At 40.4% G+C, this 6,719-nt stretch carries 5 protein-coding genes; 1 reads left to right on the forward strand and 4 read right to left on the reverse strand.

Annotated features, from left to right (window positions below):
* Window positions 1–200 precede the first annotated feature (200 nt).
* A complete protein-coding gene (locus AN619_RS08670) occupies window positions 201–1,121 on the forward strand; it encodes a LysR family transcriptional regulator (protein WP_068556334.1) in 921 nt (306 codons plus the stop codon).
* Window positions 1,122–1,175: 54 nt separating this feature from the next.
* Here AN619_RS08670 and AN619_RS08675 read toward each other — a convergent pair whose 3' ends face one another.
* The 4 genes from AN619_RS08675 to helD all read right to left on the reverse strand — a co-directional run bounded on the left by AN619_RS08675 (window position 1,176) and on the right by helD (window position 6,391).
* Entirely contained in the window at window positions 1,176–2,555 is a 1,380-nt protein-coding gene (locus AN619_RS08675) for a HAMP domain-containing sensor histidine kinase (RefSeq protein ID WP_068556335.1), read from the reverse strand.
* Window positions 2,548–3,225, reverse strand: coding sequence for a response regulator transcription factor (locus AN619_RS08680; protein WP_068556336.1), 678 nt, complete (start codon window positions 3,223–3,225; stop codon window positions 2,548–2,550). The genes AN619_RS08675 and AN619_RS08680 overlap by 8 nt, the downstream gene beginning before the upstream one ends.
* Window positions 3,226–3,382: 157 nt before the next feature.
* Window positions 3,383–3,955 (reverse strand): hypothetical protein, encoded by a 573-nt coding sequence (locus AN619_RS08685; RefSeq protein ID WP_068556337.1) that lies wholly within the window; start codon window positions 3,953–3,955, stop codon window positions 3,383–3,385.
* Between the two features lie 105 nt (window positions 3,956–4,060).
* Entirely contained in the window at window positions 4,061–6,391 is a 2,331-nt protein-coding gene (gene helD / locus AN619_RS08690) for an RNA polymerase recycling motor HelD (protein WP_068556338.1), read from the reverse strand.
* Window positions 6,392–6,719 lie beyond the last annotated feature (328 nt).

A 6,719-nucleotide genomic window follows, 5' to 3' on the forward strand; every position in this document is an offset into this window, starting at 1 on the left:
TACACCTGTTCCTGCGTCAGCTCTGCTGCTTCACGAATTGATGTATCTCCTTTGAAACAAACACCAAACTTTTCCATAAGCTGTATCATCAATTCCATATCCTAATAACCGTATAGGATTCTATTTTTTTATAGAAAATATATAGATTTTATAGTAGCATATAAGTAGAAATTATTATATGAATTGGAAGAGGGTAGCAAATGGACTTACATTATCTCAAGCTGTTTCATATCGTAGCCACCAATTTAAGCTTTTCCAAAACTGCAGCCCAGTTACACATCAGTCAGCCGGCAATTTCCATGCAGATTAAAAAGCTGGAAGATGATTTAGGCATACCGTTATTCGACCGCCTTGGAAGGAACATCTATTTAAACGGCTACGGCAAGCTTTTATACACCTATACCAGCAAAATTTTCAGCTTAATCGATGAAGTTGAATGCAAAATACAGGAGCTGGAGGATAAAATATGGGGGAGTCTCTATATTGGTTGCACCAATGCACCCTCCATTTCTATTATGCCTGAAATCATCAGCCAGTACAGGTCGCGCTATCCCTTGGTGAGCATCAACCTTCACGTTGGAAATAATTATGAGATCCATAACATGATGAAAATGAACCAGTTGGATTTTGCCTTGATTGGCGGTTCCGTAATCGAAAATCAAAATATACGTTATTTTAAGGTTTGGGAAGACCGTGTTGTATTTTTAGCTTCCCCTTTGAATCCTTTAACTGCCGTATCGGGTACATCCACAAGGGAACAACTGCTGGAACAAAACATCATTGCCCATGATTATCAATCCAAGCTTTATGAGGTGGCGGAATCTATCTATAAGGATCTGGGTCTGCCCTTTCAACCTTCTATGCTGATCGGCAGTGTGGATACAGTCAAGTATTTGGTGAAAAAGAACCATGGCATTGCCATTCTGCCTTATATTGCTGTAAAAAAAGAATTACAAGAAGGCTGTCTGAAAGAAATCAAATTTCAAGGCAGAGCCTGGACCTACGATTATCATGTGGCATGCCACAAAAGCAAAGAATCTACCCCTGCCATGGAAAAACTGATTACAATGACTGTCGATTATTTTACCGCCAATAAGGAAAAACTGCTGTATGCCGAATAACTTCACTTATCGTCAAAAACCCCCTCGTACATGGACTTGTACAAGAGGGTTTTTCTATGTCGCTTTTTTTATATCTTGTCCCGGCAACTCCGAGGGCAACTCTATTGTAAAGGCTGCTCCCTTGGGATCCCGGTTGCAGGCTCTGATTCTGCCCTTATGTCCTTCAATAATGGCCTTTGTAATAGCCAATCCTATGCCTGTACTGCCCTGTTCTCCTTTATAAAACCGTTCAAAGATTTTTTTCTCTTCCCCCTTTTTGAATCCGATGCCATCGTCGGCGATGACAATCTCTACTTTATTCCCGTGTAACCTACAATAAAGATGAATCTCCTTCTCCGCATATCGGACGGCATTCCCCAGAATATTGATAAAGGCTCTTTTTAATTTTTCTCCGTCATAATCCCCTTCATGCTTCCAATTGCCTTCCTTTTTGAAAACAATCCCTCTTTCGTCTCCCAGGGCCTTCACACTTTTCACCGCATGATCAATGATTTCTTCTAAGTTTACCTTCCCTATCCGAAAGGACTCTTCCACATTATCCAGTTTGATAAGATAGATCATTTCATCTACAATTTTCTTTAATCTTTGACTTTCTTTTATAATAATATCTAAACTCTCCTCCATCTCCTTCCCTTCCACAACGCCATCCTTGATTGCCTCTGCATAGCCTTGTATGGACATAAGGGGCGTTTTGAATTCATGGGAAGTATTTTGCAGGAATCGTTTTTGCTGCAAATCGTATCTTTTCAGTCTGTCTGCCATGGCAGAAAAACATTCCGCCAATTCCTCGATTTCATCCCCCGTTCGGATGACAATATCATCTTTGTATTCCTTCAGAGAAAAATGCATCATACGATGCATCAATTCCCCAATGGGCTTCGTCAGCCTTCGCTGTAAAAACATTCCCAAAACTACGGCAAGACTGCCCCCTATGAGAAAACTCGCCATTTGGGTCCGGCGCATCAGCCCATTAATATCGCTTAAATCCTTGATCCTCGTAAATAAAAACACATATCCTTTCACTTCTCCATTGCCGGAAAATACAGGCACACGCTCCGCCACATATTCTCGAAACGGGATGTTGTCAAGTCTCGTCAGCTCTAAGAGTGTTTTTTTATCAAGTTCTTTTAAATTGGTATAGACAACCTTCCGCTCCTTATTTAAAATAATAACTTTCGAATCAATAAATTGGCCCGCAATTTTCAGTTCCCTTCTTGCCAATAGGTTTTGCTTAAGTTGCGGATCAGCAAGGGATATCTTATCCAAAGTCCTGGCAATGGACTGAGCTTCTATTCGCAGCTGTTCCTTTGCTTCACGAATCAGATATTGCTGCAGCAAAAGTCTGAAAGTGACACCTGTCATAGCAAAGGTAACAATCAGCAGAATAAAATAGGTGATCAATAGTTTGTGGCCGATTTTCATCCTTTTAGCCATCAATGCGGTACCCATATCCCCATACAGTAATAATTTCCAACTGTGCGTCTGCCTCTTCCAGTTTCTTCCTCAGCCTTTTCACCAAATCATCAATCACCCGAATATCCCCTATGTAATCATATCCCCATACCTTTTCCAACAACTGTTCTCTCGTGAAGGGCATATTTTTATTCCTTACAAGAAATTCAAACAAATCATATTCCTTTACAGTAAATTTCAACTCCTGCCCCTCCTTTTCCACATAACGGCGGTCGCAATAAATCTTTATATCCCTTGCCACCAGTTCTTCTGCCTTTATCCCTGGGCCTCTGTCCAGTCTTTTGAAGATATTCTTGATACGCACCACCAACTCCCTCGGACTAAAGGGCTTGGAAAGATAATCATCAGCACCCAGCTCCAATCCCAGAATTCTGTCAAACTCCTCGTCCCGGGCAGATACAAAAATAATGGGAATATCGCTGTTTCTCCGAATTTCTTTGCACAAATCCAACCCATTGGGTCCCGGCATCATAATATCTAATACCAGTAAATCCGGTTTCAGTCTTCCCATTTCCCCAATGACATTTTGTCCATTGTCAAAAATGGTAACCCTGTAGCCCTCTTTCTCCAGATATTTCTTAATCAAGTCTCGAATATTGAACTCGTCATCCACCACAAAAATATGCTTCACTGGTGCAGCACCTCCACAGTTTTATTATAGCATGGGGCTGTCAAAGATGAAGGCCTTATTTTTCCCTTGATAAGACCGAAAAAAAGCAATCAAGAGGGCGGCTTTCACCGCCAACTCTTCATTGCCTCTTTCCACCTTGCCTGGAAAGTGGATTTGTTTATGAAAGAATATCGATGATCTCTTCAAGAAGGGCAATTTTTTCTTGGATTTTGCCATTGATTGCAGTCTTTAATATGATCACCTGCTCAATATGGTCCTGGGCCCCTTCCTTATCTCCATTTTTTACTGCTTCTTTAAACGCCTTTTTTTCCGCTGCAACCTGCCCTTGGAGTTCCTTGATTTCCTCATGGATTCCTTTGATTTGTTCCCGTTTTTCCTTTGCTGCTGCCAGAGCTTCTTCATTGCCGCTCTCTTTGGCAGCAATGTAAAGATCCAACAAAGCATCATTTTTTTCAATCACTTGTGCTCGCAAGGTATGTCTTTCTATTCTCAAAGCATTCACTTGATGGATTTCATCCAAAAACTCTTTGAGTACCTCCAATCTGCGTGCCTTTTTTTCTTCCTTCATGACCTTTCGTGCTTGTATTTTTCCCAGCCTGTTTTCTTTCACCTCTTGTTGTTCCTCTAGGAAGCTGCCTGTCAAGTCCTCATCAAATTCTTCCGCAAAGACACCGCCTACGCTGGCAAATACCATCAAACCTGCCAAAATCATCGTAAATAGTTTTTTCATTTTCCATCTCTCCTTTTCATTTTGTTTTTATATGTTTTACACTTTTATTATAGGAGGAGAGTTTGGAATAAACCTATGAGAATTGTGGAAAAAGTATGTGAAAATTTATTTTGTTTTTAGCCTTTTATTAGGTTCATCATACAAATCATCCAAGCCTTTCAATACTTCTGACAGGTCTCCTTGATAGTACATGGATACCCTGTGGAGTGCTCTGGTAATGGCTATATATAATAATTTCACATCTATTTCTTCCATGGAGTAGGTTCCTTGGTCTACACCATAAACCAATACCCCATCAAATTCTAAGCCCTTCGACAAATAGGAAGGGATGACTACAACACCTCCGTGAAAATCCGTTGCTTGTTCCGTAATCAGATGAATATTTTCTACCCTACCCTTTAAATCTTTATATACTTTCTCCGTCGTATCTAAATCTTTGCAGATGACAGCTATCGATCCATAGGCTTCCTTCGTTAAGTGTCTGATGCGGCAGACCATTTGGGTTAACATTTCTTCATGATTTTCACATTTTTTGAGCCATGGCTTTTCTCCGTGCCTGAAAATAGGTTCCGCCAGTATGGCATCCAATCCCTTGCATTTTTGGATTACTCCATTGGCCAGATTGACGATCTCAATCGTAGACCGATAACTGGTCGTCAGGAAATGATAGTGATACTCCCTGCCTTGAAATACCCGCTCCATAGTTTTTGTCCAATTGTGAATACCCCTGTAAGAATAGATCCCTTGGGAAAGATCCCCTACAAAAGTAAAAGAATCGTTGATCGACAGCTCCCTTAGAACACTCATCTTCAATTCATCCAAATCTTGGGCCTCATCCACTACGATATGGGTATACTTGTTTTTATCTTCCAGTCCAAAAAGTTTAAGATGAATATACGCCAAGGGCCCCAAGTCCTCATTTTCAAAGATTTCCTTCGATAACTGTTTCCGAATGTCATCACATATTTGTGTCAATCTATCAAAACCTATCTTCGGGGCAAAGGCCTTTTCTATTTCCCCCTGTACCCGGAATAAGTCATAATAAAATTGAATTGTATCCGGTTTTTCTATTTTTTCCGTGTACCGATCCACAAGGGCCGGTAAAATTTGTTTTATTCTTTCGATTTTTTCATCCCTTCCGTCATAAAGTTGAATGATATCTTTCCGAATGGTCTCGGTATCTTTTGCCTGATCCTTTAACCTATCAATCTTTATGTTATAGCACTCTTCTATTTTTTCCCTTATTTCTTTCATTTCCTTTTTCAGTCTTGTCTTCAGATATTCATTCAATTTGGTGATTCTGGGAACAAGGGGAAGATGGACATTGCTGGTTAAAAATATTTCTTGTATTTTATCATAGGGCAGCAGAACCATATCATCCACGGACAGATTTTCCAGGGGGAGCAGTGTTTTTTCCAACTGTCTCATGCGGTGGTCTATCACCTTCTTGAATAACAAAGAACCCTTCAGTTTCGACGCCAGGGACACAATCTTTGCTTCTTCCCTTTCGGAATTCATCAATAGATTCAATTTATCTGCACATTTGGCAATCTCTATATCTTTTCCGATCAATTGCAATGCCCAATCCTCAAAGGTAGTCTGGCATACATTTTCTACCCCTAAATCCGGTAAGATATCAGAGATATAATTTAAAAACAATTGATTAGGAGCCACTACCATATAATTGGCATCTGTATTCCTTCTGTTATTGTAGATAAGATAGGCCATTCTGTGGAGGGCGATGGTCGTCTTACCGCTGCCGGCCACCCCTTGTACAACCAGGGGCTTGATGGCATTGCTCCGAATAATCCGATTCTGTTGATCCTGTATGGTCGCCACAATCTCCTTCAGCCTTCCGTGGGTACGCTTTTGGAGTGCCTCTGTTAAAAAATCCCCCTTTCCCTTCAAACTGTCTTCAATTTTATCTTCAGAAGTCTTATCATCATAGATTTCCTTTAATTCCCCTCCTTCAATCTCATATCTTCTCTTTAAATGCATTTGCCCTTTTACTTCCCCCGAAGGAGCTCTGTAGGCTACCTCCCGACTATGACCACTATAATAAATATCTGCAATGGGAGCCCTCCAATCTACTACGACGGGGATTTCCCTATCCCTATCATGCAATCCGTATTTTCCTATATAGATGATTTCTACATCATCCCTGCGTGCCTCTTGAAAGTCGATACGTCCGAAGTAAGGATGATTCCTGCTTCGCTTTAGATGTTCAATATCCCGGCTCGCCATTTGATAAAGCTGCTGGTTTGCAATCAATCTTTCATCCGTTAAGGTTTTTACTGTTTTCCGTATCTCCCTCAACCGATCCTTTAGAATGGTCTCATATCCTTCAAGAAATTTCTGCTCTCCTTCGATCCATCGGATCGTTTCCTCCAAATGCTCCTTTTCCCCGATATAATCAGGATGATTTTCCGCCTGCATATGCAGAACCTCCTTTTATCAAGACTATAGAATCATTCTATTGGAAAAAAAGCTTATTTACAAATCTTCATAGGAATACTCCGATACTCTTCTATTCTTTTCAAAAAGCCTTCCTGTTTTTTTCTCTTTTTTTTATACTTTTTCTTGCATGTTTGTCATTTTTTTGATAAGATATTGATGTTAGGAATACCTTTTTTAGGGAATCGAGTAGGAGGTAGATAATTAATTTATCTACCGTCCTCTCACACCACCGGACATACGGTCCCGTATCCGGCGGTTCATCAGGATTAATATCACATAGAAAGCCTTTTAGTTAGAGTAGTGAATC

Source organism: Thermotalea metallivorans, assembly GCF_001562415.1.
GTDB classification, from domain to species: Bacteria; Bacillota; Clostridia; order Peptostreptococcales; family Thermotaleaceae; genus Thermotalea; species Thermotalea metallivorans.